Origin of the sequence: Caenimonas terrae, from assembly GCF_042655405.1 — a bacterium.
In the GTDB taxonomy this organism is placed as follows: Bacteria; Pseudomonadota; Gammaproteobacteria; order Burkholderiales; family Burkholderiaceae_C; genus Ramlibacter; species Ramlibacter terrae_A.
Genome location: NZ_JBHSMF010000006.1, coordinates 334,185 through 359,066, shown reverse-complemented (window position 1 = coordinate 359,066; position 24,882 = coordinate 334,185). Strand labels below are relative to the sequence as shown.

Genomic DNA, 24,882 nt, shown 5'->3' with positions numbered 1-24,882 from the left:
CGCCACACCATGAAAAAGACATTCCAGCTCCAGGCCGAGGGCAAGCATCCCGACCGCCTGCTCGACGCCATCAAGCACGAGCTGCGCAAGTACGTGAAGCGCGAGCGCCGGCGCGAGCTGCCGGCCGGGGCCGACTACTGGGACTTCGACTGCCGCTTCGGCGCCAGCGAGGCCGCGGCGCAGCCGGCCCACCTGTCCACGCTGATCGGCCTGGTCGACGGCGTGGCGCGCGACGGCGGCAGCCAGTTCTACATCGAGATCCTGGCCCGGCCGGCGCAGCGCAAGGGCAAGCCGGCCGAGGCCGGCGCCGCGCAGGACAGCGAGCTCTAGCCGCCGTCGCCGCCCTCAGCTGCTCTTGGCGGCTGCCCGCAGCTTGTCCTTCTTGCTGGGGCGCTTGCCCTTGACGCCGCCGCCGCCGGGGCTCTCGGGCACGGCGGCTTCGGCCGGCTCGAAGCCTTCGATCACCTCGCGCGGCAGGCTCAGGCCCTGGCGCTTCTCGATCAGCCGCATGTGGGCCTCGGAGCCGGCGCTGACGAAGCTCACCGCCAGCCCGGGCTCGCCGGCGCGGCCGGTGCGGCCGATCCGGTGCACGTAGTCGACGGCCGAGCGCGGCAGGTCGTAGTTGATCACCACCGGCAGCTGCGCGATGTCGATGCCGCGCGCCGCCAGGTCGGTGGTCACCACCACGTCCCATTGCCCGTTCTTGAATTCGGCCAGCACCTTGGTGCGCGCGCCCTGGCTCAGGTCGCCATGGAACGGCGTCGCAAAGATGCCGTTCTTGTGCAGCTTCCACGCCACGTGTTCGGCCGCGTACTTGGTGGCGACGAACACCAGCACGCGCGACCAGTCGCTTTCATGCTGCTTGAGCAGGTGCCGCAGCAGCTCGGTGCGCTTGATGGCATCGACCGCGATCACGCGCTGCACGATGGCCGGTTCGTTGGCGGCCGTGGCTTCCACTTCCACCCGCACCGGGTCGCGCAGCAGGGTGCCGGCCAGCGCCTGCACCTCGGGGGGAAAGGTGGCGGAGAAGAACAGGTTCTGCCGCCCGGCCGGCAGCAGGGCGAGCACGCGGTTGAGTTCTTCCGAGAAGCCCAGGTCCAGCAGCCGGTCCGCTTCGTCCAGCACCAGCGTGTCGACGGCCGACAGCTTGAGCGCGTTCTGCTCCAGCAGGTCCAGCAGCCGGCCCGGCGTCGCCACCACGATGTCGGCGCCGCCGCGCAGGCTCATCATCTGCGGATTGATCGACACGCCGCCGAACACCACAGCGATCTTCAGCCGCTGCGGCAGCGCACTGCCCAGGCTGCGCAGCACCTCGCCCACCTGCGCCGCCAGTTCGCGCGTCGGCACCAGCACCAGCGCGCGCACCCGGCGCGGCGTGTGCTGGGCTCCCTGCTGCAGCTTCTGCAGCAAGGGCAGGCCGAAGGCGCCCGTCTTGCCGGAGCCGGTCTGCGCGCAGGCCAGCAGGTCGGCGCCGCGCAGGATGACGGGAATCGCCTGCGCCTGGACCGGCGTGGGCGTGCTGAAGCCGAGTTCGGCCGCGGCGCGGGCGAGGTCGGGGGAGAGACCGAGTGAGGTGAATGGCATGGGGGACTTCGGGCCAGTTTAACGGCGCGGCTATCCATTGACGGTGATTCCCGAACGGCGACCTTGCTTGGCCGACGGCATCCGCGTCCGGACGGTCTGGATCCGGGGTCGCGCCCGGGATGACACGCGCGGGCCCCGGGGATGACAGGCATTTGGCATTTGCTATGGTTGCGCCATGACCGATCCCTCTCCCGACCTTTGCCTGGCGGCCACGCCGCTGGTGGACAGCGACCATCCCGCCGTGCAGGCCTTCGCGCGGCAGCATGCAAGCGGCGGCAACGACCGCGAACGCGCGGTGGCCCTGTATTACGCGGTACGTGACCGCTTTCGCTACGACCCGTACCGGATCGACCTGGGTCCCGACGGCATGCGCGGCAGCTCGGTGCTGGCGCTGGGCTACGGCTGGTGCGTGCCCAAGGCGGCGCTGCTGGCAGCGGCCTGCCGCGCCAGCGGCATCCCGGCCCGCCTGGGCTACGCCGACGTGCGCAACCACCTGTCGACCGAAAAGATGCGCGCCACCATGGGCACCGACGTCTTCATCTGGCACGGCTACACCGACATCTGGATCGACGGCGGCTGGCGCAAGGCGACGCCGGCCTTCAACGTCGAACTGTGCGAACGCTTCGGCCTGCATCCGCTGGAGTTCGACGGCCAGAGCGATTCGATCTACCACCCGTTCGACCGCAGCGGCAACAAGCACATGGAATACGTGGCGCAGCGCGGCGCCTTCCTGGAGATGCCGCTGCAGCAGATCGTCGACGATTTCCGCCAGGTCTATCCCGGCTGGCTGGCCTCCGGGCGCAGCCAGAGCGCGCTGACGTCGGGCGACTTCCTCGCCGACGTCGAGCGCGAAACGCAGCGCTAGCCGAGCAGGCCGCGGGCCGACAGGTTGGCGAACAGCTCGCGCAACCCGAAGGTCCATGGCGCGATCCGGTCGCTGGTGTTGACCGTGTTCTCCAGCGCCCCGAGCTTGGCGCTGGAGATGCGCACCACGTCGCCCAGCTTGTGGGTGAAGCCGCCGCCCGGGTTGTCGCGGTCCTGGGTGGGCGCGAACATCGTGCCCAGGAACAGCACGAAGCCGTCCGGGTACTGGTGGTTGCCGTTCAGCGTCTGCGCCACCAGGTCCAGCGGGTCGCGGCTGATCTTGGCCAGCGAGCTGTCGCCGCGCATCACGAAGCCGTCGGTGCCGTGCACCTCCAGGTTCACCGTGCACTGGCGCACGTCGTCGATCGTGTAGCTGGCGTCGAACAGCCGGATGAACGGACCGATGGCGCAGGAGGCGTTGTTGTCCTTGGCCTTGGACAGCAGCAGCGCGCTGCGGCCCTCGAAATCGCGCAGGTTGACGTCGTTGCCCAGCGTCGCGCCCTTGACTTCGCCGCGGCTGTTGACGGCCAGCACCACTTCCGGCTCCGGGTTGTTCCAGGACGAGCCGGGGTGGATGCCGATCTCGGCGCCGGCGCCGACCGCGGACAGCACCGGTGCTTTGGTGAACACTTCCGCGTCCGGGCCGATGCCCACCTCCAGGTACTGCGACCACAGGTTCTGCTGGATCAGCAGGTCCTTGAGCTTCATCGCCTGGTCCGAGCCGGGCACCAGGCCGGCCAGCGAGCCGCCCAGCAGGTCCAGCACGCGGACGCGGACCGCCTCGGCCTGGCCCGGATCGCCCTTGGCCTGCTCCTCGATCACCCGCTCCAGCAGGCTTTCGGCGAAGGTCACGCCGGCCGCCTTGATCACCTGCAGGTCGCAGGGCGCGAGCCACTGCACGGTGTCGACGCTGCCGATGGCGCGGCCGGGCGTGGCGCAGACCGCGCCGGCGGGATCGGGCAGTTCCAGCAGGCCGCTCATGGTGGCGAACCGCTGCGACAGGTCGAACACGCCGTCCTTGCGGATGGCCACCACGCCGGGGCCGGCGATGGTGCCGGGCGCTGCGGGAATCCAGGCGCGGCCGACCAGCGTGCCGGCGGTGCCGTCGTCGGGCAGGGTCATGCGGGCGGCCATCAGAACCCCACCTCGTTGCGGCCCTTGAGCCTGAGCAGCGTGCGCGCTTCGTCCGGCGTGGCGATCTCCAGGCCCAGCGCTTCCAGCATCCTGCGGGCGCGCAGCACCTGGTCCGCGTTGGTCTTTGCCAGATTGCCGGGCCCGTCCCAGAGCGAATCCTCCAGCCCGACGCGCACGTTGCCGCCCTGGGCCGCCGACATGGCGGCGATGGGCATCTGGGCCCGGCCGGCGCCCAGCACCGACCACACGTAATCCTTGCCGAACAGCCGGTCCGCCGTCCGTTTCAGATGCGAGACGTCGTCGGCGTGGGTGCCGATGCCGCCCAGGATGCCGAACACCGTCTGCACGAACAGCGGCGGCGTCGCCAGCTTGCGGTCCAGGAAGTGCGCCAGGTTGTACAGGTGCGCCGTGTCGTAGCACTCGAACTCGAACTTCGTCCCGTTGTCGGTGCCGGCCTTCAGGATGAACTCGATGTCGGCGAAGGTGTTCTTGAACACCAGGTCCCTGGTGCCGGCCAGGTACTTGCGTTCCCAGTCGTGCTGGAATTCCTTGTAGCGCTCCAGCACCGGGAACAGGCCGAAGTTCATCGAGCCCATGTTGAGCGATGCCACCTCGGGCTTGAGCTGCAGCGCCGGCTGCATGCGCTCTTCCACCGTCATGGTCGGTGCGCCGCCGGTGGTGAGGTTGATCACCACGTTGCTGCGGGCCTTGATGTCCGGCACGAACGCGCGGAAGGCCGCCGGCGTCTGGTCGGGCCGGCCGTCCTGCGGGTTGCGCGCGTGCAGGTGGACGATGGCCGCTCCTGCTTCGGCGGCGCCCACCGCGGCGTCCGCGATCTGCTGCGCCGTGACCGGCAGGTAGGGCGACATCGACGGCGTGTGGATCGAGCCGGTGACGGCGCAGGTGATGATGACTTTTCGGCTCTGGGCCATTCGGACTCCTTGGATGATTGAGATTCAGCGGCCGCCGGCGACGTCGACCACGGTGCCGTGGACATAGGACGCGGCCTCCGACGCCAGCCAGAGTGCAACCTGCGCCACTTCGGCGGCGCTGCCGGCGCGGCCCAGCGGCACCGCCGTCCGCGCCATCTGCTCCATTTTGGCGATGCCGCCGTGCACCTCGTGCATGTCGGTGGAGATCAGGCCCGGTCGGATCGCATTGACGCGGATGCCTTCCGTTCCCACCTCCTTGGCCAGCGCCAGGTTGAAGCTGTCGATCGCGCCCTTCGAGGCCGCGTAGGCGGCGCCGCCCCCCAGGCCGCCGAGGCGCGCCGCGACCGAGGACATGTTGACGATCGCGCCGCCCCGGCCGCCGTGCGCCGTCGACATCCGGCGCACCGCCTCGCGCGAGCAGAAGTACATGCTGAACACGTTGGCGCGGAACATGTCTGCGACGTTGCTCTCGTCGACCGCGTCGACGCGGAAGTTGGCCAGCACCCCGGCGTTGTTCACCAGCACGTCGAGCTGGCCGAAGGCGGCGTCCAGTTCCGCGAACATGCGCTCGACCTGGGCGAGCTGCCCGACATCGGCCTGCAGCGCAACTGCCTCTGCGCCGCCGTCGCGGATTTGCTGGACCACGGCGTGGGCGGCGGCTTCGCTGCGCAGGTAGTTCACGCCCACGCGGTAGCCCGACTGCCCGGCCAGCAGCGCGATCGCCGCGCCGATGCCGCGGCTGGCGCCGGTGACCAGCATCACTTTCTTGCCCATCGCGTTCACTCCGGCTGGATGTTGGCTTCGCGCGCCAGCCGGGTCCACTTGACGACCTCGGTGCCGATGAAGGCCTTGAGCTGCTCCGGCGCCATCGGCATGGGCGTCAGGCCGATGCCGGCGAGCTTGTCCTTCATCTCGGGCGCCTTCAGCGCCTGGGTGGTGGCGGCATTGAGCTTGTCGACCACCTCCCTGGGCATGCCGGCCGGCCCGACGATGCCGAACCAGGCCGTGATGTCGAAGCCGGGCAGCACCTCGGCGATCGCCGGCACGTCGGCCATCAGCGGCGTGCGCTTTCGCGAGGTGACGCCCAGCGCCCGCATGTTGCCGCCCTTGACCTGGGCCAGCGCGTTGCCGACGTCGGCGAAGGTGTAGTCGAGCGTCCCGCCCAGCACGTCGTTGACCGCCAGCGGGATGCCCTTGTATGGAACCAGCAGCGTCTGCGTGCCGGCCAGCTTGTCCAGCGTCGCGATGCTGATCTGCGAGCTGGAGGAGCCATAGCCGGCGCTGACCTTGCCCGGATGGGTCTTGATGTAGGCCACCAGCTCCTTCACGTTCTTCACCGGAAAGCCCGACTTGACCAGCAGCACCAGCACCGTTTCGCCGGTGCCGGCGATCGGGGTGAAGTCCTTGTTGGGGTCGTAGGGGATGTTCTTGAGCAGGGCGACATTGGAGGCGAGCGCCGAGTTCGACGAGAACAGCAGCGTGTAGCCGTCGGGCGCCGAACGGATCACTTCCATCGCCGCGATCGAGCCGCCGGCGCCCGGCTTGTTCTCGATCACCACCGGCTGGCCGAGCGACGCGCTCAGCTGCTGGCCGATCACGCGGGCCGCCATGTCGGTGGCGGCGCCGGCCGGGAAGGGCACCAGCATGCGGATCGGCTTGCTGGGGAAGGCCTGGGCGGACGCGCCGGTGGCGGCGCAAGCCAGCGCCAGCCCTGCGGCCGCGAGAAATGTCGATCTCTTCATGTCGTTTCCTTTGGTTTTGCGATTTGTGAGGCGTGGACTGCCGGCACCTGCACCGGCAGCGTCAACAGGTGGAAGGACAGCGCCTTGCCGTGCATGTCGAGGTTGAGCGAATCGTTGACGCCGCCGTCCAGCACGTCGTCCAGCACGAAGTTCATCGCGCCTAGCTTGGGCAGCAGGTAGCGCACGACTTTCGTCGGCGCCCGGTGGGCGAAATGCTTCGCGACCCGTTCCTCGGTGACTTGGTCGACCAGCAGCTGCCAGTCGGCGGCGTCGTAGGCGATCAGGCTGATGTTGACGCGGTTGCCCTTGTCGCCGGTGCGCGCGTGGGCGAGCCGGTACAGGGTTGTGGTGGTCGGCATGGCGAATCCCTTCAGGCGGCGGCCATGGAAAACCAGGCCGGCAGCTGGTCGCGCGCGATCAGGCAGGACTGGGTGGACAGCCGCTGGCGCTTGGCCACCCGCACGCCGCCGCCGCCGGCCGGGCCGCCGGTCCACAGCGCCGTGAGCTCGCGCAGCAGGCGGTCCACCGTCGCCAGCTCCTGGTGCTTGCCAGCGACGCGCAGGCGGATGTCGGTCGCCGCGCCGGTGGGCGCGGCCCGCAGCATGCGGCCGCCGTCGTCGCCCAGGATGCTGGTCACGCCGATCAGGTCGAAGCGCAGCGCCATGTAGGCGCCCATGCGCTTTTGCATCACGTCCATCGCCAGCCGGGCGCGCGCCTGCGCGTTCGGTCCGGCATAGGAAATCTCGCCCTCGCCGAACCAGCCGCCGTCGAAGAACACGTTGGCCTTGAGCGTGGCCGTGCGCGGATGGCCGCGCACGCCGGACAGGCGCACGCGGTCCAGCCCGACCTGCTCGACCGTGGCCTGCGTGATGTCGGCCACCACGTCGGGCGTGATGTACGCGGCTGGATCGTGCAGTTCGTACAGCAGCTGTTCCTTTACCGTGCGCTCGTCGACCAGGCCGCCGGTGCGGCTGGCCTTGCTGACGATGCAGTTGCCGTCGGCCGCGATCTCGGCGATCGGAAAGCCCACGTCCTCCAGCCCCGGAACGTCCTTCAGGCCCGGGTCGGCGAAGTAGCCGCCCGAGACCTGGGCGCCGCATTCCAGCAGGTGGCCCGCCATGGTGGCGCCGGCCAGCGCATTCCAGTCGTCGGGACTCCAGCCGAAATGCGCCATCGCCGGCCCGACGGTGAGCGACGGGTCGGCCACCCGGCCGGTGACCACCACCTGCGCGCCGGCGCGGATCGCCTGCGCGATCTCGAAGGCGCCCTGGTAGGCATTGGCGCAGACGAAGCGCGCCTCGTCGAAGCCGGCGCCCAGGTGCTGGCGCAGGATCGGGCGGGTCTGGCTGCCCGAAAGATCGTCGCCCTTGACCACCGCGATGCGCGGCGGCGGCAGTTTCAGCTCGACAGCAAGCCGGTGGATCACGCCGGCCGCGGCCTCCGGATTGGCGGCGCCGAAGTTGCCGACGATGGTGATGCCGTGGGCCAGGCAGTCGGCCAGCACCGGGCGCAGCTCCAGTTCGAGCAAGGGTTCGTAGCCGGCCTGCGGATTGGCGCGCCGCGCCAGCTGCTGGGTGGCCAGCGTGCGCTCGGCGAGGTTTTCGAAGATCAGCGCCGCCGGCCCGCCGCGTTCGATCAGCGTGCGCACCACGGGCGGCGCCGCGTCGACGCGGTCCCCCGAAAAGCCCGCGCCGCAACCTACCGCCAGTGTCTCCATGTCGTTCCTTCGTTCGAGCCGGTGACTTTGCACCAGCAGCAGCAGGATGTAAACGCGGCTGTGACGTCGCGCACGGATGGTGTGCATCGGCGACGACACCGGGCCGCATCTGCGGACTTATCCCTTATCCTTCGCGCACGGCTGGGCCAGAGACCTTGCCACCCGGCCCGTAAAGCTCGAAAGTCCAGCCTCCATGACGTCGAACGCCCCGAATCCCGCCAGCGACCGAAAATTCCAGGCCCTGGCGCAGTGTTCGCCGTTCGGGATCTTCCACACCGATGGCACCGGCAGCGTCGTTTATACCAACGACGCGTGGCAGGAGATGTCGGGGCAGGACGCGGCGCAGACGCTGGGCTTCGGCTGGAGCGCCGTGGTGCACCCCGAGGACCGGGAACGGGTGCTGGCGCAATGGCAGGGCGCCGCCGTCGGCGGCGGCAAGGACTTCGCCACCAGCTACCGGATCGTGCGTCCGGACGGCTCGGTGCGCCACCTGCAGGTCAAGGCCCGGGCGCTGGACGGCGACGATGCAGGCTATGTCGGCGTGGCGCTGGACATCAGCCAGCAGATCGAGGCGGCCGAGCAGCTGCGCGAGAACAACGAGCTGCTGCAGGCCATGATCGCCCACATTCCCTGCGGCATCAGCGTGTTCGACCGCAACCTGAAGCTGCAGGTCGGCAACCCGCTGTTCCGCCAGCTGCTGGAGCTGCCGGACCACCTGTTCGAGGGCGAGCCGGATTTCCGCAGCCTCAACATGTACACCGCGCGCCGGCTGGCGCCGGACGATCCGCAGGCCGAGGTGGATCGCCGGCTGCAGGCTGCGCTGCACCCGCAGCAACGGGTGCACGAGCTCAATCGCGCCAACGGCCAGGTGCTGGAAGTGCGGCGCGCCCTGATGCCTGCCGGCGGCTTCGTCACCACCTACACCGACGTCACGGCCAACAAGAAGACGCTGCAGTCGCTGCGCGAGGCCAAGGAAGAAGCGGAGCAGGCGGCGCTGGCCAAGTCGGCCTTCCTGGCCACCATGAGCCACGAAATTCGCACGCCCATGAACGGCGTCATCGGCATGACCAGCCTGCTGCTGGACACGCCGCTGACCGAGGAGCAGCGCGAGTTCACCGAGGTGATCCGCCAGAGCGGCGAGGGCCTGCTGGTGGTGATCAACGACATCCTGGATTACTCCAAGATCGAGTCCGGCAACATGGACCTGGAGTGGCTGCCGTTCGACCTGCAGGAGACGCTGGAGAGCAGCATCGAACTGCTGGCCCTGAAGGCGCAGGAAAAGAAGCTGGACCTGCTGTACCTGATCGAGCCCGACGTGCCGCAGTGGATCTACGGCGACCTGGCGCGGCTGCGCCAGGTGCTGGTCAACCTGATCTCCAATGCCCTGAAGTTCACCGACCAGGGCGAGGTGTTCGTCTCGGTGCGCAACTCGCGGCAACCGGCGGCCGGTGCGCCGCGTTCGGTGCTGCTGGAGGTCTGCGTCAAGGACACCGGCATCGGCATTCCCGCCGACAAGCTCGACCGGCTGTTCCAGGCCTTCAGCCAGGTGGATTCGAGCACCGCCCGCCGCTTCGGCGGCACCGGGCTGGGGCTGGCCATCTCGCGCCGGCTGGTCGAGGCCATGGGCGGCAGGATGTGGGTGGAAAGCGAGGCCGGCGTCGGCGCGCGCTTCTATTTCAGCCTGCTGACCGAGGCCGCGCTGCCGGTGGAAAACGGCAACGCCGTGCCGCGGCCGGAACTGCGCGGCAAGCGTGCCCTGCTGGTGGACGACAACGTCACCAACCTGCGCATCCTCAGCCTGCAGTCCGGGCGCTGGGGCATGACGCACCGCGCCTGCGAGAGCCCGTGGGCGGCGCTGGCGGCGCTGGAGGCGGGCGAGCATTTCGACGTCGTCATCACCGACATGCACATGCCGGAGATGGACGGCGCCGCCTTCGCCCGCAAGGTCAAGGCCCTGCGCCCGGGCATGCCGATCGTGCTGCTGTCGTCGGTGAGCATGCGCCAGACGCCGGACGCGCAGCTGTTCGCCAGCGTGCTGACCAAGCCGGCGCGCCAGCTCGCGCTGTTCGACGCGCTGGTGGCGGCGCTGCCGGCCAGCCAGCCGGTGCAGCGCACGGCCGGCGCGCGGGTGTCCCAGTTCGACAGCTCGCTGGCCGAGCGCATGCCGCTGCGCATCCTGCTGGCCGAGGACAACGAGGTCAACCGCAAGGTGGCGCTGCGCATGCTCAAGGGCTTCGGCTACAACGCCGACGTCGCCGGCAACGGGCTGGAGGTGCTGGAGGCGCTGCAGCGCCAGCGTTACGACCTGGTGCTGATGGACATCCAGATGCCCGAACTCGACGGGCTGGAGGCAACCCGCCGGATCGTGCGCGACGTGCCGTCCAACATCCGGCCGCGCATCATCGCGATGAGCGCCAACGCGCTGCGCGAGGACGCCGAGGCGGCGGTGCACGCCGGCGTCGACGACTACGTGGTCAAGCCGATCTCGGTGCCGATGCTGCGGGCGGCGCTGGAGCGCAGCGGCGAGCTGGCCGCCCAGCGCAAGGGCCAGTCGCAGCCGGCGCCGCTGGCGCCGACGCCGGCGGATATGCTGTGCGACATGCTTGACGACGAACACCTGCGCAGCTTCATCGACCTGGACCCGAGCGGCGAGTTCGTCGCCGGACTGGTGAAATCGTTCGCGGGCAACTCGCGCCAGTCGCTGGCGCAGATGCGCCAGGCGGTGGCGCAGAACAAGGCGGCGGAGGCGGGCGGGCTGGCGCACCAGCTCAAGGGCACCAGCAGCACGCTGGGCATCCGCCAAATGACGCGGCTGTGCGCCGCGATCGAGGACATGGCCGCGCGTGGAGAACTGGTGGGTGCGGCGGCGGTGGTCGACCAGTGCGAGCGCGAATTCCAGGCCGGCCTTGCCGCGCTCGACGTGTTCATGGCCCGGCACAGCCAGGGCTGAGGCAAAGCGCAGCCATGGCCCTTGTGATCGCCATCGACGATACCGAGGAGATCCGCAAGCTCATGACCTTCGTCCTGTCCAAGGACGGCCACAAGGTGATGGAGGCCAAGGACGGCATGGTCGGCCTGGCGCTGGTCAAGCTGCACCGGCCGGACCTGGTGGTCAGCGACGTGCAGATGCCCGGAATGAACGGCTTCGACCTGGTGCAGGCGCTGCGCCAGGACCCGAACATCGCGGCCACGCCGGTGATCCTGCTGACGTCCCTGAGCGACCGCGCCGACATGCGCCAGGGCATGATCTCCGGCGCCGACGACTACATCACCAAGCCCTTCACGCCCAAGGAGCTGAGCGACGCGGCGGCGGCGGCGCTGGCCAAGCGCGGCATCCGCGACGAGCGCCAGAAGAAGATCGTCACCGAGCTGCTGCTGGACCAGAAGAAGCGGCTCACCGGCTTGTACGAGCGCCGGCTCTCGCGCGAGCTGCAGCAGCGCTGGCCCATCAACGGCGACGGATCGGAGCAGGACGAGCGCTTCGACAGCGCCATCGCGCTGTTCGCCGACATCGTGGGCTACGCCGCCCTGGCCGAAAAGCTCAGCGCCGACGAACTGAGCGAGGTGGTCAAGCGCTTCTACGGCGGCGCCGGCGACACGCTGTACCTGTTCGGGGCGCGGCACCTGCATTTCGTCGGCGAGGGTGTGTTGGCCCTGTTCGCGGTGGACAACGACACGCAGTCGGTCGGCCACGGCCAGCGCGCGGTGCGGGCGGCGCTGGGCCTGCACGACACAGCGTGCGCGCTCAGCCGCTTCCTGCAGCAGCGCTATGCGGGCCGCGACCTGCCCGAGTTCCGCGTCACCGTCGGCCTGCACGCCGGCCCGGTGACGCTGGCCAAGCTGCGCGACCCGATCACGGGCGCTTCGGCGCAGACCTTGCCGGTGGGCGAAACGGTGGGCCTGGCGATCCGGCTGCAGCAGCAGGCGGATTCGCTGGGCTGGGTGGTGCTGGCCACGCAGGATGCGCTGGAGGATGTCGCCGACACCGTCACCACCCGCGCCACTGCGTCGATCGAAGTCGCCGGCCGCAGCCGGAACGTGCAGGTGCACGAGGTGACCGCGATCAAGGCCCGCTAGGCGCGGCCGCCGCAACGCTGCGGCTCAGGCCGTCCGCTGCGCCGACACCAGCACCGGCGACTCTCGGTATTGCGACGCGAACAGGCGCTGGAGGTTGGCGACCTTGGGCGCGTCGAAGCGCGCGATGTAGGGCGACCCGGGATTGCGGGTGGCGTAATCCTGGTGGTAGGCCTCGGCCGGGAAAAAGGCCGGCAGCGGCACCAGCTGCGTCACGATCTTCGCCGCCAAGACTTTCGCGGCGTCCAGCTGCGCGATGTAGCGCGCGGCCACCTCCTTCTGCGCCGGGCTGCGGAAGAACACCACCGAGCGGTATTGCGTGCCGGTGTCCGGGCCCTGGCGGTCGCGCTGGGTCGGGTCGTGCACCACGGAAAAGAAGATCTGCAGCAGCCTGCCGTAGGACAACTGGCCGGGGTCGAAGCTGACCTCCACCGATTCCGCATGGCCGGTGCTGCCGGAACTCACGCTGCCGTAATCGGCTCGCTTCGGGTCGCCGCCGGCATAGCCCGAGACCGCATTGAGCACGCCCCGGGTGTGCTGGTAGACGGCCTGCACACCCCAGAAGCAGCCGCCGGCCAGCACCGCGCTGTCGCGGGCCGCGGGGTTGGGCGGATCGAAGGCCGGCGGCGGCAGCGCGACGGCCTGTTGCGGCGAACCGCCGGCGAGCGCGGCCCAGCCGGCGAGCAGCGTGGCGCCGGAGCCCAGGGCCAGGATGGTGTTGCGTCGTGTCGGCATCCGCACTCCTTGTCGGTGAACCATTGTGAACCGGTCAAAGCGGCGCGCAAGTGGAGCGCGCGGTCAGCTTCCGATGCGCGGCCCTCAACCCGAACCGCAACTAGAGCGACTCGCGGATCCCGGCGGTCAGCTCGTAGGAGCGCCGCCGGTGGTGATGGTCGAACATCTGCGAGGTGATCATCAGTTCGTCGGCGCCGGTGCGTGCGATGAAGTCGGCGATGCGCTGCCGCACGACCGGCGGCGAGCCGATGGCGGTGCAGGCCAGCACGCCATCGAGCATGTGGCGCGCCGCCGGGTCCAGGTTCTCCAGGTAGCCGGGAACCGGCGGCGGCAGTTGCACCGGGCGGCCGCTGCGCAGCGCGACAAAGGCCTGCTGCATCGAGGTGGCCAGCAGCGCGGCCTCGTCGTCGCTGTCGGCGGCGAACACGTTGTAGCCCAGCATCACGTAGGGCTTGGCCAGCTGCGCCGAGGGCTTGAAGGTCTCGCGGTAGAGCGCGATCGCCTCCATCATCTGCGCCGGCGCGAAGTGCGAGGCGAAGGCGTAGGGCAAGCCCAGCATCGCGGCCAGCTGCGCGCCGAACAGGCTGGAACCCAGGATCCACACCGGCACCTTGGTGCCCTTGCCGGGGACGGCGCGGACCCGCTGGCGCGGTTCGTCCGACAGGAAATCCATCAGCTCCACCACGTCCTGCGGGAACTGGTCCGCATCGGACTCCAGGTTGCGGCGCAGCGCCCGCGCCGTCAGCTGGTCCGAGCCGGGCGCACGCCCCAGGCCCATGTCGATGCGCCCCGGATAGAGAGACTCCAGCGTGCCGAACTGTTCCGCGATCACCAGCGGCGAGTGGTTCGGCAGCATGATGCCGCCGGCGCCGACACGGATCTTCTGCGTCTTGCCGGCCACGTGGCCGATCAGCACCGAGGTCGCGGCGCTGGCGATGCCCGGCATGCCATGGTGTTCAGCCAGCCAGTAGCGCTGGTAGTTCCAGCGCTCCGCGTGCTGGGCCAGGTCGACCATGTTGCTGAAGGACTGGGCGGCGCTGCTGCCCTGCGGAATCGGTGCGAGGTCGAGGACGGAAAAGGGGATCATCTCTTTTAGCTTGGGGTATTCCACGGAACGGCAAGAGAAGGAAATCGGGGACAAGGACGCAGAAGACGCAGAAGTCGCAGAAAGACCCGGATCAAGGTTTGATTCCATTCCTCCTCTGTCTCTTTTGCGTTTTCTGCGTTGCTTCTGCGCTTTCTGCGTCCGGCTGTCCGATTTCGCTTTGCCTCAGCGCCGCGGAGCCGCCCGGCCGTCGTCGTTGAGGTGCACGAACTTCTGCAGCAGGCGGACGAACTCGGCCTGCTCGTTCTTGTCCATGTCGGCCAGCATGGTGCGGCACATCCGGTTCATGCCCGGCACCAGCCGCGCCAGCAGCGCTTCGCCCTCGTCGGTGAGCACCAGGCGGCGCTGGCCGCGCGGCAGCACCTCGCGCACGATCAGGCCCTTGGCTTCCAGCCGCACCGCCACGTCGGCGGTCGACGAGGTGTCCAGCGCGATCTCCTGCGCCAGCGTCACCTGGTCGATGCCCGGCTTGTCCTGCAGCGCCCGCAGTACCGCGTACTGCACCGGCGTCACTTCCCGGCCCAGGGTCTCGTGGAACAGCGCCACCGCGATCTGGTGGGCGCGCCGGATCAGGTGGCCGGGCTGCTCGTGCAGCTCGATCGACGCAGCAAGGGCCGGCGCCTTTGCCATGGCCGGCATCAGAGGTCCAGCACCAGCAGCGGCGACTTCGAGCGCGAGCAGCAGGGCGTGAACTGGTCGTTCTTGGCCTGCTCCTCGGGCGTGAAGTACAGGTCGCGATGGTCCGGCTCGCCTTCCAGCACCCGCGTGATGCAGGTGCCGCAGACACCTTGCTCGCAGGAGGTGAGGATCTCCACGCCGGCCTTGGACAGCGCCTGCACCACGGTCTGGTCCTTCGGGATCCGGACCACCTTGCCGGAGCTGGCCAGCCGCACCTCGAAGCTGCCGTCGTCGGCCTTGGCGGTCACCTCGGCGCCGAAGTATTCGTAGTGGATCTGCTCCTGCGGCCAGCCGCTGGCGCGTGCCGTGGCCAGCACCGCGTCCATGAAGCCCTTGGGCCCGCAGACGTAAAGGTGGGTGCCGGCCTTCGGCGCCGCCAGCAGCGCCGGCAGGTCCAGCTTCTGCGCCGCGTCGCCGTCGTCGAAATGGAACTGCACCTTCGGCGCAAAGGCCGATTTGCCGATGCGCTCGAAGAAGGCGGTGCGCTCGCGCGAGCGGGTGGCGTAGTGCATCTCGAAGGACGCGCCGGCGATCGCCAGCCGCTCCGCCATGCACAGGATCGGCGTCACCCCGATGCCGCCGGCCAGCAGCAGGCTGTGCGAGGCCTCGTGCGCCAGCGGGAAATGGTTGCGCGGCGCGCTGATGGTGAGCGTGTCGCCCTCCTTGACCAACTCGTGCATCGCCCTGGAGCCGCCACGGGTGGCCGGGTCCTTGAGCACGCCGATCAGGTAGCGGTGGCTCTCCTGCGGGTCGTTGCACAGCGAATACTGGCGGGTCAGCCCGCCGGGCAGCTGCACGTCCACGTGCGAGCCGGCGGAGAACGCGGGCAGGGGCTTGCCGCTGACGTCCACCAGCTCGAAGGTGCAGATGTCCAGCGCTTCCTGCACCTTGCGCTCCACGCGCACGCTGAGGCTGGCCGGGTTCATGGCGTCTCGCCCTCGGCCACCGCGATCGGGATCACGCGCTTCTCGGCGGCCAGCAGGCGGTCGATGACGCGCCGGGACTGCACGCCGCCCGAGTCGATGTTGAGCATCAGCAGCTTGCGCTCGGGATGGGCCAGCAGGTTCTGCTGCTGGCGCTCCAGCATCTCCAGGTCCTCGGAGAAGATCTTGCCCTGGCCTTCGCGGATGCTGGCGGTGAGCGCCTTGTCCTTCGGGTTGAAGTTGCGCGCCATGCCCCAGAAGTACCAGATCGAGGTCTCGGTCTCGGGCGTGATGAAGTCCACCACGATGCTCGAGGCCTTCACGCTCGGGTCGGCGTCGTAGCCGCCCTTGCCGGCGTGGGCCACGCCCACTTCGATCAGCACGTGGCTGGGCGGGGTGAAGCGGCAGATCTGCCAGCGGTCCACCGGCACGTCGTCTGCCAGGTTGTTGCCGCGCAGCGCCATGCGCCAGAACGGCGGCGCCATGATGTTGCTCATGTGGCGGCTGGTCACCACCATGTCGCCCTCGGTCTTGGTGGTGGTGGGGGTCTCGTCGATTTCCTTCTGGCCGATCGAGGTGGAGTGCACGTAGGTCTCGTGCGTCAGGTCCATCAGGTTGTCGATCATCAGCCGGTAGTCGCAGTTGATGTGGTACAGCCCGCCGCCGTAGGCCCAGTCCTGGCTCTCGGCCCATTCCAGGTGGTGCAGCTTGGCCGGATCGGCCTGCTCGGCGTCGCCGGGCCAGACCCAGATGAAGCCGTAGCGCTCGATCACCGGAAACGCGCGGATCGCCGGGAAGCCGCGCACCCGCTGGCCCGGCATCGCCACGGTCTTGCCGTCGCAGCCCATCTCCAGCCCGTGGTAGCCGCACACCAGCTTGCCTTCCTGCACCGTGCCCAGCGACAGCGGCGCGCCGCGGTGCGGGCAGAAGTCCTCCAGCGCGGTCGCCTTGTTGTCCGGCCCGCGGTAGAGGACCATCGCCTCGCCGCAGATCCGGCGGCCGAGCGGCTTGCTGTCGATTTCGTCGGGCATGCACGCGACGTACCAGGCGTTCTTGGGAAACATGGGTTTGCCTCTGTTGTTCGGGATGACGATCAGTATACTGATCGTAAGGCCCGCCGGGGGCGATTTGCCCCACCGGCGGTCGGTTATTGCGGGAGCGGGGCGGCCGGATGGCGCCGCGCCATCCACAGGTAGAGCAGGGCGCCCAGCACCAGCGCCGCGCCGGCGATTTCCAGGGAGCGGGTAAAGCCCACGCCCGGGGTGGAGCTGCGGCTGAGCATCGCTGCCGCCAGCGGCGGCCCGACGATCTGGCCGACGCCGTACATCGCCGTCAGCAGCCCCATCGTGCTGGCCGCCTGCTGCGGCCGCAACAGCCGCACTTCCTGCATCGCAAAGAAGGTGATGGCGGTGAAGGGCAGGCCCAGCAGCAGGCTGCCGATGACGAAGCCGGCCAGCGTCGGGCTGACCAGCGAGGCGGCCACTCCGCCTGCCTGGATCAGATAGCAGGCCGCCAGCATCAGCAGGCGGTTGGCGCTGGAGGGCACGCGCGACGCCCCCAGGGCGCCCAGCACCACGCCGAGGCCGAAGATCGGCCAGAACAGATCGAGCCAGTGGGACCCCGGCAGCGCCTGCCGCGCGATCACCGGCAGGAAGGTGGCGGTGATGATGTAGCCGAAGCCGGCCAGGCCATAGGCCAGGGTCAGCAGGCCGATGCCGTCGCGGCGCGGCGCGACGGCGGCTGCGGTGGCAACGACAGGGCCCGCCGCGGTCGACGGCTGCAGCTCATTGCGCGCATCGAACACCGGCCAGACCAGCGCCGTCAGGATGGCCGCCAGCACGCCGAAGATCAGCCAGCCGTCCGCCGCCGGCCAGCGCAGCGCCACCATGCCGCTGGCGGCCAGGCCGCTGAGCACGATGCCGCCGCCGGGGCCGGTGTAGATCAGGGCGCCCATCTCCGGCACGCCGCGCAGCGCCAGCTGCGACAGGCACCAGCCCGAGGTGTAGACGAACACGAAGGCGCTGGCGACGCCGGCGGCGAAGCGCAGCAGCGGCCAGGCGGCCGGCAGCTGCAGCGCCATGCCGAGCGTGAGCAGCGCAGTGGCGATCAGTCCGGCGCGCACCGCCAGCGGCGGCCGCGGCGGCGGCGGTCTGCCCAGCCGGCGCCAGATCCAGGGCTGGAAGGTGCACAGCAGGGCGCCCACCAGGTAGCCCAGGTAATTGGCGCTGGCCAGCCAGCTGGCGCGCGGCAGGTCCAGCACGCCGTCGGCCAGCATCATCGGCAGCAAGGGCGTGAAGGCGAAGCGGCCGATGCCCATCGCCACGGCCAGCGAGACCAGGCCCGCGGCCGCGATGCGCCACGGCTTCATTGCAGGCCCAGGCCGTCGTAGACGCGGATCGCGGCCCAGGCGTCGTTGGCGGCGTAGACCAGCTGCGCCGGCGTCAGGCGCGGATTGGACCAGTTGGAAGTCGCCGCCTTCTTGGACTTGATGTAGCGCCGGTTGAACAGCACCGCCACCGCGCCCTTGACGCCCATGTCCTTGCGGTAGCCGCGTTCGCGGAACACGGCATTGAGTTCCAGCACGCCGGCCGGCTCCACGCCCAGCTTGCTCACGATCCGCCTGGTGTCGTCGCCCAGTCCGAAGCCGGCCTTGAGCAAGCCGGGCAGCGCCAGCAGTTCGGCGGCGATGGCGCGGCATTCGAGGTCATGCAGCTGGAAGATCCAGGCCCGCTCGCGGGTGGCGAGCTGCACGATGTGCGGTCCTTCGGACACCTGGTCCTTGAAGAAGGTCGGCTTGGATTCGGTGTCGAAGCCCAGCACGCCGGCCGCCGCCAGTTCGGCCGCGGCCTCGCGCGCGTGGCCGGCGCTGGAAACCAGCTCGATGCGGTCCAGGCCGAGTTGCTCGAAGGGTTCGAGCAGCGCGATCTGCTCCTTGCTGGGAGTGGGGTGGGTGCTGTGCATGGGTCGGAGCGCAGGATAACCGCTTGCGCCGGGCGGCGCCGGCGCGGCAATAATCGGCCATGGCATTCCCGCTCGACCCCGGCTCGGTCACCCATGGCATCCAGCTGGCGGTCGCGCCGGTGTTCCTGCTGACGGCCGTCTCCGGGATGATCGGCGCGGTCGCCGGCCGGCTGGCCCGCATCATCGACCGCGCCCGCGTGGTGGAGGACCGGGCGCGCGGCTCGGCCGATGCCGACCTGCTGCGGCGCGCCGCCGACGAACTGGCCGAACTGCGCACCCGAGGCCGGCTGGCCAACGCCTGCATCGCGCTGCTGACCGCGTGCGCGTTCCTGATCGGCGTGACCATCATCGTGCTGTTCCTGGGCGAGACCACCGATTCCCAGGTCGGGCGTTACGCGGTGACCAGCTTCCTGCTGGGCGTGGTGAGCTTCCTGCTGGCGCTGCTGTGCTTCCTGGGCGAAACGATCCTGGCCACCAGGCTGCTCAACTTCCACATGCTGCGGTGAAGCGCCCTAGTACGGCAGCACGAAGCCGTTGCGCCCGGCGCTGATGCGCAGCGCGGTCGGCTGGCCGTCGATCTCCTGCGCGCTGACGGCGACGCTGGCGCCGGGCACCAGCAGGCTGCGGTCGCCGGGGCGGAAGGTGACCACGGGCGCGCCCGGCGGCACCACGATGACCTGCTCGCCGTCCTTGTAGCGCAGCCGCAGCTTGCGGCCCTCGGGCGCGGCCACCATGTCGGCCACGGTGGCGTTGGTCATGGTGCTCTGCGGCGCGTAGTCGAACGGCCGGAAGCCTTCGCCGGTGCCGCGCGCCGACTCGGGAAAGACGGTGACCGCGATCGCCCGCTGCGAGCCATCGGGCTGCGGCATCCCGCCCACCCCGATGAAGCTGCCCGGCTTGATCTCGGCCAGTTCGATCGGATAGGTCTCGGAGATCGCCAGATTGGGCGGCAGCACCAGTTCCACCACTTCGCCGCTGCGCTCGCGCACGGTCACGCTCGATGACGTGACGGCGGTGATGGTGCCGCGCAGCCGCACGGTGGGCCCGGCGCCGGCCGTGGGCGCCGCCTGCAGCCGCTGGCGAAAGAAGGTCACCGTGCGATCCCAGGCCAGCCTGGCCGCCGGCGCATCGAAGCGCGGCGTGGTGTCGTTGTTGAAGCCGTGCTGCGTGCCCGGGTAGCGGTAGGCCACATAGCGCACGCCCGCCGCCTTCAGCGCCGCCTCATAGGCCGGCCAGGCGGCGTTGATGCGTTCGTCGATGTCGGCCTGCTGCACCAGCAGCGGCGCCCGGACCTTCGCCGCTTCCGACGGATCGGGCGTGTTGCCGTAGAAGGGCACGGCGGCGGCCAGCTGCGGCAGCTGCGTGGCCAGCCAGTGGACGATGCCACCGCCGTAGCAAAAGCCGATGGCGCCGAGCTTGCCGTTGCTGTCGGCGCGGGCATCCAGCCACAGGCTGGCAGCGCGGAAATCTTCCCGCGCCCGGGCCTGGTCCAGCCTGGCGAACAGCTCGCGCGCCTTGTCCTCGTCGCCCGGGTAGCCGCCCAATGGCGTCAGCGCATCGGGTGCGAATGCCATGAAGCCGTCCAGCGCCAGCCGGCGGGCGATGTCCTCGATGTGGGGATTGAGGCCGCGGTTCTCGTGGATCACCACGATCGAAGGCAGCTTCGTCGCGCCCGCGCTCGCGGGCCGCACCAGGTAACCCTTGACCTTGCCGCTGCCGGTGGGCGAGTCGTAGGTGATCCATTCGATCTTCAGCCGCGGATCGTCCCTGGACACCACCTGGCCGGCGGCGAAATCCGGGCTGAGCGCGGCCAGCAGGCCGGCGGCGCTGAGGCCGGCCTTGGCGAATTTCTGGGCCTTGTCCAGGAACCCGCGCCGGTCGAGATTGCCGTGCACATAGGCATCGAAAAGAATCAGCAGGTCCTGGTCGAAATCGCTGGCGCTGAGGCGAGGTGGCATGGCGGTTCCCTTGAAAGAAGGCGCAGCATAAGTCAGCACGCGGACCTGCACTGGCGGCATGGTCGCATCGCCGCCGCAGTTGCAAGCGCCGGCGACCCGCTTGCCCGGATGAGGAGGCGGAACTACCATCGCCGGGAACAACCAGGAGTCCGGCGTGCCGCAACTCATCGCAACCGTCGAAGGCGTGGAAATCAAGCACGTCTACCTGACCAAGGACCGGACCACGCTGGGCCGCAAGCCCGGCAACGACATCGTGCTGGACAACCTGGTGGTCAGCGGCAACCATTGCGCGTTCGAGCTCAAGGGCCTGGCCGACGTCTACATCGAGGACCTGGGCAGCACCAACGGCACCTTCGTCAACAACCGGCGGGTCAAGGAGCGCCAGCTGCTGCACGACGGCGACACCATCGCCATCGGCCACTTCCGGATCCAGTTCCTGACGGCCTCGGGCGATTCCGGCTTCGGCCAGACCACGGCCTTCGATTCGATGATGGGCGCGGCGCCGCTGCACGCCAGCTTCCAGGTTCTGAACGGGTCGTCGAGCGGACTGGAGGTGCCGGTGGTCAAGGCGGTCACCACCTTCGGCAAGCCGGGCGTGACGGTGGTGGCCGTGTCGCACCGCCGCAATGGCTTTTTCGTCGCCCATCTCGACGGCGAGACCGTGCCCACCCTCAACGGCCAGCCCCTCAAGGCCGACCCGGTGCTGCTGGCGGACGGCGACGTGCTGGACCTGGCCGGCACGCGGATGGCGTTCCAGTTGCGAGAGCAATAGGAAGGACGCGGGCGCGGACGGCGTGCCGTCCGACAGGCCGGCAATCTCGCCGTCCTACGAGCCCGCCGTTGCGCCTGCATAAGCATCGAGCGATGCCGCGCTTGGCCGCGGCGAGGAGTCGCCCATGGCATCCGAGTCCCTGACCGCAATCCCGCCGTTGGCTGCCAGCAATGCCAGCGACCAGCGGGCCGCGGCGCGCTTCGGCGTCGGCATGCCCTACACGGTGGACGGCCATGAGGGGCAGACCCGTGACCTGAGTGCCACCGGGCTGAGCTTCGAGAGCGACACCGACTACCCGGTCGGCTCCCTGGTGGACCTGACCTTGCGCTACGGCCTGGACGGCCACAACTTTCCGATGGCCTGCCAGGTGGAAGTGGTCAGGGTGGAGCCCTGCGGCCCGCGCTTCATGGTGGCCGCGCGCTGGTGCCAGCCCTTCGACCAGCCTGACGAGTGAGAAAGCAGGGCAGGCAATCTGTGTCGGCTGTCCTACAGCATCCGCAACGTTGAGCCACTACCGTGATCGCACCTGCCGCACCGACGGCGCACCGGAGCTTCCCATGCAGCAGCACACCCATCCCAGCCAGGCCACCGACGCGGTCCTGATCCACCCGCGCTCGGGCGACCGCTTCGGCATCGCCCTGGCCGTCACGATGGACGACGGCGAGGGTGAAACGCTGGACATCAGCGAAACCGGCATCCTGTACGAAACGTCCGTCGAATCGCAGCCGCAGGTCGGCGCGAAGGTCGCCATGACGCTGGAATACTCGGTCGATGGCCACGATTACCGCACCCGTTGCGAAGCGGAGGTGGTGCGGGTGGAGCGGGTTGGCAACCGCGTCAACGTCGCCACCCGGCTGCTGTCGCCGCTGCAATCCGCGCAGTAAGGCCGGTTCCGGCTGCCGCAGCCGGCCGCGATCCGGGGGGAATCGCGCACAATGATGGCATGCAACTGATCAAGAAGATGTTTGGCCGGGCCCCTGGGACCAGCCCGGCACCCGGATCCGAATCGGCGCAGTTCCAGGAAACGGACAGCAACAGCGAGTCGGGCTCGCGCAATGCACCGCGCCGCGAGCTGGTCCAGGTGGTGCTGCGCGACTCGATGCGGCGCCACGGCATTCCCTCGGCCTGGATCGACTGCCGCATCCTGTCGGTGATCACGCGCACCCAGCGCACCGGCATGCATGTGCAGTTCATCGTGCGCGACGGCATCGACCGCCTGCTGACCTACGTGCCGGCCTTCCAGACCAGCTTCATGGAGGAGATCGCCAGGTTCGATCCGCGGGTGGACGACTGGCTGTTCAGCGTGTCGTGGCAGTTCCTTCACTTCAATGCCAAGGTCGCCAGCCTGATGCCGGATCCCGCGGTGTGGGCCGGCACCACCGCCGGCGCGCCGCTGCAGGGCCAGGTGCCGGCAGCAACCGGTCCGGCGCCCTTGCAGCCGGTTGCCGCGACGCCCGCGCCCACCCCGTCGCCGACGCCCCGTCCGACCCGGGCGCCGGCGGCTGTCGCTCCCGCCGTGGCCGCTGCGCCCCCCGCCGACCAGGACGTGATGGACGACCTGCAGGCCTTGTACGCCATCCGCGACGCCGCGCTGCGCCAGGGCCGGGCCGACCCGGCGCCCGGGCCGGCCGGCGAGAAGGACTTCGAATCGACGCACCCGGGCGAGGATCCCGCGGCCCCGCCCAAGCGCTGGTGAAGCGCCGGTAGGACGCGCCTGGGCCGGTTTTCCCGTTCGCGCCTACCTTGCAACCGGCCCGGGCGGCCCAATGTGGGAGGCATGAACAATCCAGTCACCCTCAACCAGAATCTGGTGCTGCTGGCCCGCGTTCTCGAGCGGCTGGACCACAGTGCGCAGAGCGTCGACGCCGAGCAATACCGTTCGGTCGTGAACCATCTTTCCAGCGAGCTGGCGATCGCCCCGCAAGACGCCGGCCTGCAGGCCGTGCTGCAGGCGTGCCCTGCGGCAGCCGAGTTGTACGAGAACCTCAATTACCAGCACGCCGGCCTGTGCCGCGCGGAACTGGACGTCGCGATGGCGTCCGAAGCCGCCGCCCGCAACGCGATCGCCAAGGCCCGCGGCCGTTGAGCGTCTTCAGTTGAAGCGCCGCAGCGCGCGGTAGCCCTGGCCGGCGGCCGACTCCACCAGCGCGAAGCCGCCGTCCACTTTCCACTCCATTGCCGGTCCCTGCGCCGGCACCTCTGCCCTGGCAGCCTTGCGCGCCAGCGTCACGTGCGGGCGGAACGGCCGCTCCTCCACCGGCAACCCCAGCCGTCGCAGCACGTCGGCCAGCCGGGCGTGCAAGCGCTCCAGCGGCGCGGGCGCGGCAAGCGGGCACACCACCGCGATTCCGCCCGGCCAGAGCTGCGCAATGCCGAACGTCAGCGTGAAGGGTTCCGTGGCCGGCCTTTCAGCGAGCGCCGCAATCAGCGCGTCGCGCCGGTCGGCGGCAACCGGGCCCAGGAAATGCAGGGTGAGATGCAGGTTCTCGGTCCGCGTCGGCGCGGCACCGGCTGGAAGCGTCCAGTGGTCGCGCCATTGCGCCAGGGCCTGGCGCGATGCGTCGTCCGGCCACAGCGCCAGGAACAAGCGGGGCGCGGGTGCCGGAATTGCCATGTCCGATTGTGTCCCACAGCGGCGTCCGTCGCCGTCCTACGAACTTTGCAGCACCGCACTTTTACCGTGGAGGTCCATCCACCGGAGGTTCCATGCCCAGTCCCACCCGCCGCGTCGAAGACCCCGACCACCGGGCCGCTGCGCGGTTCGACACCGCCATGACTGTCGACGTGTCAGGCCACAAGGCAGAGGCGCACAACATCAGCGCCACCGGTGTCTATTTCGAAACCGACGTCGACATGCCGCTGGGCTCGCTGGTCAACCTCAGCGTGCAGTTCACCCATGGCGGGCGCAAGCACTGGGTCTCCTGCGAAGGCAAGGTGGTGCGCGTCACCCACGCCGACGGCCATCATGGGGTGGGTGCCCAGCTGACGACGCCCTTCTTCTCGCCCGAGGAAGAGAAGATCGTCGCCCGGCCCGCCAAGCGCTGACAGGCCGCGGGCGAGGCAGTGGCTACAGCTTGGGGATGTGCAGCGTCTTGCTGATCATCAGGCTGCCCGACAGCACGAACACCAGCGACATCAGGTGCAGCTGCCACGGGCCGATGGCATAGGCGCCGCCCCATAGCGCGTCGCCGATCGCGCCGCGCCAGGCCGCCAGCGCCAGCAGGCCGGTGATGACCACGCTGGTCGGGATCGGCGTCCCCTCGAAATACTTCACCTTGTCGGTGCCGGCGGAGAGCGTCTCGGCCGTCACGTTGTAGCGGGCCAACCGGCTGACGCCGCAGCAGACGAAGTAGATCAATGCGGCCGCGTCCCAGCCGCCATTGAGCCCGGCGGCGAAGCCGAGTGCGGCGGGCGCCACGCCGAAGGAGATCACGTCGGACAGCGAATCCAGTTCCCGGCCCAGCGCCGAGTGCTGGTGCCGTGCGCGTGCGATGCGCCCGTCCAGCACGTCGAAGACGAAGGCGGCGGGCGCCAGCGCGGCGGCGGCGAAGAAATGGAACGGCAGCGCGCTCTTCATGTACAGCATCGCGAAGAACACCGCCCCGACCCCGCAGGCCGCGTTGCCCAGCGTGAAGAAGTCGGCCAGGTGGAAGCCCCGGAGCATCGAAAAGTGGCGTGGCGCGGGCACGGCTGGCTGCATGGT

28 protein-coding genes are annotated in these 24,882 nt (G+C 69.6%); 11 read left to right on the top strand and 17 right to left on the bottom strand.

Annotated elements, in window-relative coordinates; genetic code table 11:
* Positions 1–9 precede the first annotated feature (9 nt).
* Entirely contained in the window at positions 10–330 is a 321-nt protein-coding gene (locus ACFPOE_RS08600; protein ID WP_376849671.1) for a DUF6172 family protein, read from the top strand.
* Positions 331–345: 15 nt separating this feature from the next.
* Here the strand turns inward: ACFPOE_RS08600 and ACFPOE_RS08595 are convergent, their stop codons facing one another.
* On the bottom strand, positions 346–1,584 hold the full coding sequence (locus tag ACFPOE_RS08595) for a DEAD/DEAH box helicase (protein WP_376849670.1): 1,239 nt from the start codon (positions 1,582–1,584) through the stop codon (positions 346–348).
* A 175-nt stretch (positions 1,585–1,759) separates the two neighbouring features.
* Between ACFPOE_RS08595 and ACFPOE_RS08590 the strand changes: the two genes are divergently transcribed.
* Positions 1,760–2,449: a transglutaminase-like domain-containing protein gene (locus tag ACFPOE_RS08590; protein ID WP_376849669.1), complete on the top strand. Its 690-nt coding sequence runs from the start codon at positions 1,760–1,762 to the stop codon at positions 2,447–2,449.
* Here ACFPOE_RS08590 and ACFPOE_RS08585 read toward each other — a convergent pair.
* Genes ACFPOE_RS08585 through ACFPOE_RS08560 form a run of 6 tightly spaced genes read right to left on the bottom strand, consistent with a single transcriptional unit; the run spans position 2,446 to position 7,973 of the window.
* On the bottom strand, positions 2,446–3,582 hold the full coding sequence (locus ACFPOE_RS08585; RefSeq protein ID WP_376849668.1) for a fumarylacetoacetate hydrolase family protein: 1,137 nt from the start codon (positions 3,580–3,582) through the stop codon (positions 2,446–2,448). The two genes, ACFPOE_RS08590 and ACFPOE_RS08585, sit on opposite strands and share 4 nt — an antisense overlap.
* Positions 3,582–4,514, bottom strand: a complete 933-nt coding sequence (kce, locus tag ACFPOE_RS08580) for a 3,5-dioxohexanoate:acetyl-CoA acetone transferase (RefSeq protein WP_376849667.1) — start codon at positions 4,512–4,514, stop codon at positions 3,582–3,584. The genes ACFPOE_RS08585 and kce overlap by 1 nt, the downstream gene beginning before the upstream one ends.
* Positions 4,515–4,538: 24 nt before the next feature.
* On the bottom strand, positions 4,539–5,288 hold the full coding sequence (locus ACFPOE_RS08575) for an SDR family oxidoreductase (protein WP_376849666.1): 750 nt from the start codon (positions 5,286–5,288) through the stop codon (positions 4,539–4,541).
* A gap of 5 nt (positions 5,289–5,293) precedes the next feature.
* A complete protein-coding gene (locus tag ACFPOE_RS08570; RefSeq protein ID WP_376849665.1) occupies positions 5,294–6,256 on the bottom strand; it encodes a Bug family tripartite tricarboxylate transporter substrate binding protein in 963 nt (320 codons plus the stop codon).
* Complete coding sequence (locus tag ACFPOE_RS08565; protein WP_376849664.1) at positions 6,253–6,615, bottom strand: AtuA-related protein; 363 nt, start codon at positions 6,613–6,615, stop codon at positions 6,253–6,255. The genes ACFPOE_RS08570 and ACFPOE_RS08565 overlap by 4 nt, the downstream gene beginning before the upstream one ends.
* A gap of 11 nt (positions 6,616–6,626) precedes the next feature.
* Entirely contained in the window at positions 6,627–7,973 is a 1,347-nt protein-coding gene (locus ACFPOE_RS08560; RefSeq protein WP_376849663.1) for an acyclic terpene utilization AtuA family protein, read from the bottom strand.
* A gap of 193 nt (positions 7,974–8,166) precedes the next feature.
* Here ACFPOE_RS08560 and ACFPOE_RS08555 point away from each other — a divergent pair, with 193 nt between their 5' ends.
* The gene (locus ACFPOE_RS08555; RefSeq protein WP_376849662.1) at positions 8,167–10,923 is read left to right on the top strand and encodes a response regulator; all 2,757 of its coding nucleotides are present in this window, start codon (positions 8,167–8,169) and stop codon (positions 10,921–10,923) included.
* 14 nt (positions 10,924–10,937) lie between these two features.
* Positions 10,938–12,050 carry a response regulator gene (locus ACFPOE_RS08550; protein ID WP_376849661.1) on the top strand — a complete coding sequence of 371 codons (1,113 nt, stop codon included), beginning with the start codon at positions 10,938–10,940 and terminating at the stop codon, positions 12,048–12,050.
* A 24-nt stretch (positions 12,051–12,074) separates the two neighbouring features.
* Here ACFPOE_RS08550 and msrA read toward each other — a convergent pair whose 3' ends face one another.
* The 7 genes from msrA to ACFPOE_RS08515 form a co-directional block, all read right to left on the bottom strand.
* Positions 12,075–12,782 (bottom strand): peptide-methionine (S)-S-oxide reductase MsrA, encoded by a 708-nt coding sequence (gene msrA, locus ACFPOE_RS08545; protein WP_376849660.1) that lies wholly within the window; start codon positions 12,780–12,782, stop codon positions 12,075–12,077.
* A gap of 100 nt (positions 12,783–12,882) precedes the next feature.
* Complete coding sequence (locus ACFPOE_RS08540) at positions 12,883–13,869, bottom strand: LLM class flavin-dependent oxidoreductase (RefSeq protein ID WP_376849659.1); 987 nt, start codon at positions 13,867–13,869, stop codon at positions 12,883–12,885.
* A gap of 183 nt (positions 13,870–14,052) precedes the next feature.
* Positions 14,053–14,526 carry a MarR family winged helix-turn-helix transcriptional regulator gene (locus tag ACFPOE_RS08535; RefSeq protein ID WP_376849658.1) on the bottom strand — a complete coding sequence of 158 codons (474 nt, stop codon included), beginning with the start codon at positions 14,524–14,526 and terminating at the stop codon, positions 14,053–14,055.
* The gene (locus tag ACFPOE_RS08530; RefSeq protein WP_376849657.1) at positions 14,526–15,491 is read right to left on the bottom strand and encodes a PDR/VanB family oxidoreductase; all 966 of its coding nucleotides are present in this window, start codon (positions 15,489–15,491) and stop codon (positions 14,526–14,528) included. Before ACFPOE_RS08530 ends, ACFPOE_RS08535 begins: the two co-directional genes overlap by 1 nt.
* Positions 15,488–16,552 (bottom strand): Rieske 2Fe-2S domain-containing protein, encoded by a 1,065-nt coding sequence (locus tag ACFPOE_RS08525; protein WP_376849656.1) that lies wholly within the window; start codon positions 16,550–16,552, stop codon positions 15,488–15,490. The genes ACFPOE_RS08530 and ACFPOE_RS08525 overlap by 4 nt, the downstream gene beginning before the upstream one ends.
* Before the next feature lie 83 nt (positions 16,553–16,635).
* A complete protein-coding gene (locus ACFPOE_RS08520; protein WP_376849655.1) occupies positions 16,636–17,856 on the bottom strand; it encodes a YbfB/YjiJ family MFS transporter in 1,221 nt (406 codons plus the stop codon).
* Positions 17,853–18,449 (bottom strand): 3'-5' exonuclease, encoded by a 597-nt coding sequence (locus ACFPOE_RS08515; RefSeq protein ID WP_376849654.1) that lies wholly within the window; start codon positions 18,447–18,449, stop codon positions 17,853–17,855. The genes ACFPOE_RS08520 and ACFPOE_RS08515 overlap by 4 nt, the downstream gene beginning before the upstream one ends.
* Before the next feature lie 59 nt (positions 18,450–18,508).
* Here ACFPOE_RS08515 and ACFPOE_RS08510 point away from each other — a divergent pair, with 59 nt between their 5' ends.
* Positions 18,509–18,955 carry a DUF2721 domain-containing protein gene (locus tag ACFPOE_RS08510; RefSeq protein ID WP_376849653.1) on the top strand — a complete coding sequence of 149 codons (447 nt, stop codon included), beginning with the start codon at positions 18,509–18,511 and terminating at the stop codon, positions 18,953–18,955.
* Between the two features lie 6 nt (positions 18,956–18,961).
* On the opposite strand, the gene ACFPOE_RS08505 is transcribed toward ACFPOE_RS08510, so the two are convergent.
* Positions 18,962–20,407: a dienelactone hydrolase family protein gene (locus ACFPOE_RS08505; RefSeq protein ID WP_376849652.1), complete on the bottom strand. Its 1,446-nt coding sequence runs from the start codon at positions 20,405–20,407 to the stop codon at positions 18,962–18,964.
* 154 nt (positions 20,408–20,561) lie between these two features.
* Between ACFPOE_RS08505 and ACFPOE_RS08500 the strand changes: the two genes are divergently transcribed.
* From ACFPOE_RS08500 to ACFPOE_RS08480, 5 genes are all read left to right on the top strand, one after another.
* Positions 20,562–21,179 (top strand): FHA domain-containing protein, encoded by a 618-nt coding sequence (locus ACFPOE_RS08500; protein ID WP_376849651.1) that lies wholly within the window; start codon positions 20,562–20,564, stop codon positions 21,177–21,179.
* Between the two features lie 124 nt (positions 21,180–21,303).
* Positions 21,304–21,633, top strand: coding sequence for a PilZ domain-containing protein (locus tag ACFPOE_RS08495; protein WP_376849650.1), 330 nt, complete (start codon positions 21,304–21,306; stop codon positions 21,631–21,633).
* Between the two features lie 103 nt (positions 21,634–21,736).
* A complete protein-coding gene (locus tag ACFPOE_RS08490) occupies positions 21,737–22,063 on the top strand; it encodes a PilZ domain-containing protein (protein WP_376849649.1) in 327 nt (108 codons plus the stop codon).
* A 59-nt stretch (positions 22,064–22,122) separates the two neighbouring features.
* Complete coding sequence (locus tag ACFPOE_RS08485; RefSeq protein ID WP_376849648.1) at positions 22,123–22,875, top strand: hypothetical protein; 753 nt, start codon at positions 22,123–22,125, stop codon at positions 22,873–22,875.
* Between the two features lie 81 nt (positions 22,876–22,956).
* Entirely contained in the window at positions 22,957–23,265 is a 309-nt protein-coding gene (locus tag ACFPOE_RS08480; protein ID WP_376849647.1) for a hypothetical protein, read from the top strand.
* Between the two features lie 6 nt (positions 23,266–23,271).
* Here ACFPOE_RS08480 and thpR read toward each other — a convergent pair whose 3' ends face one another.
* Positions 23,272–23,793 (bottom strand): RNA 2',3'-cyclic phosphodiesterase, encoded by a 522-nt coding sequence (gene thpR, locus ACFPOE_RS08475; protein WP_376849646.1) that lies wholly within the window; start codon positions 23,791–23,793, stop codon positions 23,272–23,274.
* A gap of 92 nt (positions 23,794–23,885) precedes the next feature.
* Between thpR and ACFPOE_RS08470 the strand changes: the two genes are divergently transcribed.
* The gene (locus tag ACFPOE_RS08470; RefSeq protein WP_376849645.1) at positions 23,886–24,224 is read left to right on the top strand and encodes a PilZ domain-containing protein; all 339 of its coding nucleotides are present in this window, start codon (positions 23,886–23,888) and stop codon (positions 24,222–24,224) included.
* Between the two features lie 22 nt (positions 24,225–24,246).
* Here ACFPOE_RS08470 and ACFPOE_RS08465 read toward each other — a convergent pair whose 3' ends face one another.
* The gene (locus ACFPOE_RS08465; RefSeq protein WP_376849644.1) at positions 24,247–24,879 is read right to left on the bottom strand and encodes a CDP-alcohol phosphatidyltransferase family protein; all 633 of its coding nucleotides are present in this window, start codon (positions 24,877–24,879) and stop codon (positions 24,247–24,249) included.
* Positions 24,880–24,882 lie beyond the last annotated feature (3 nt).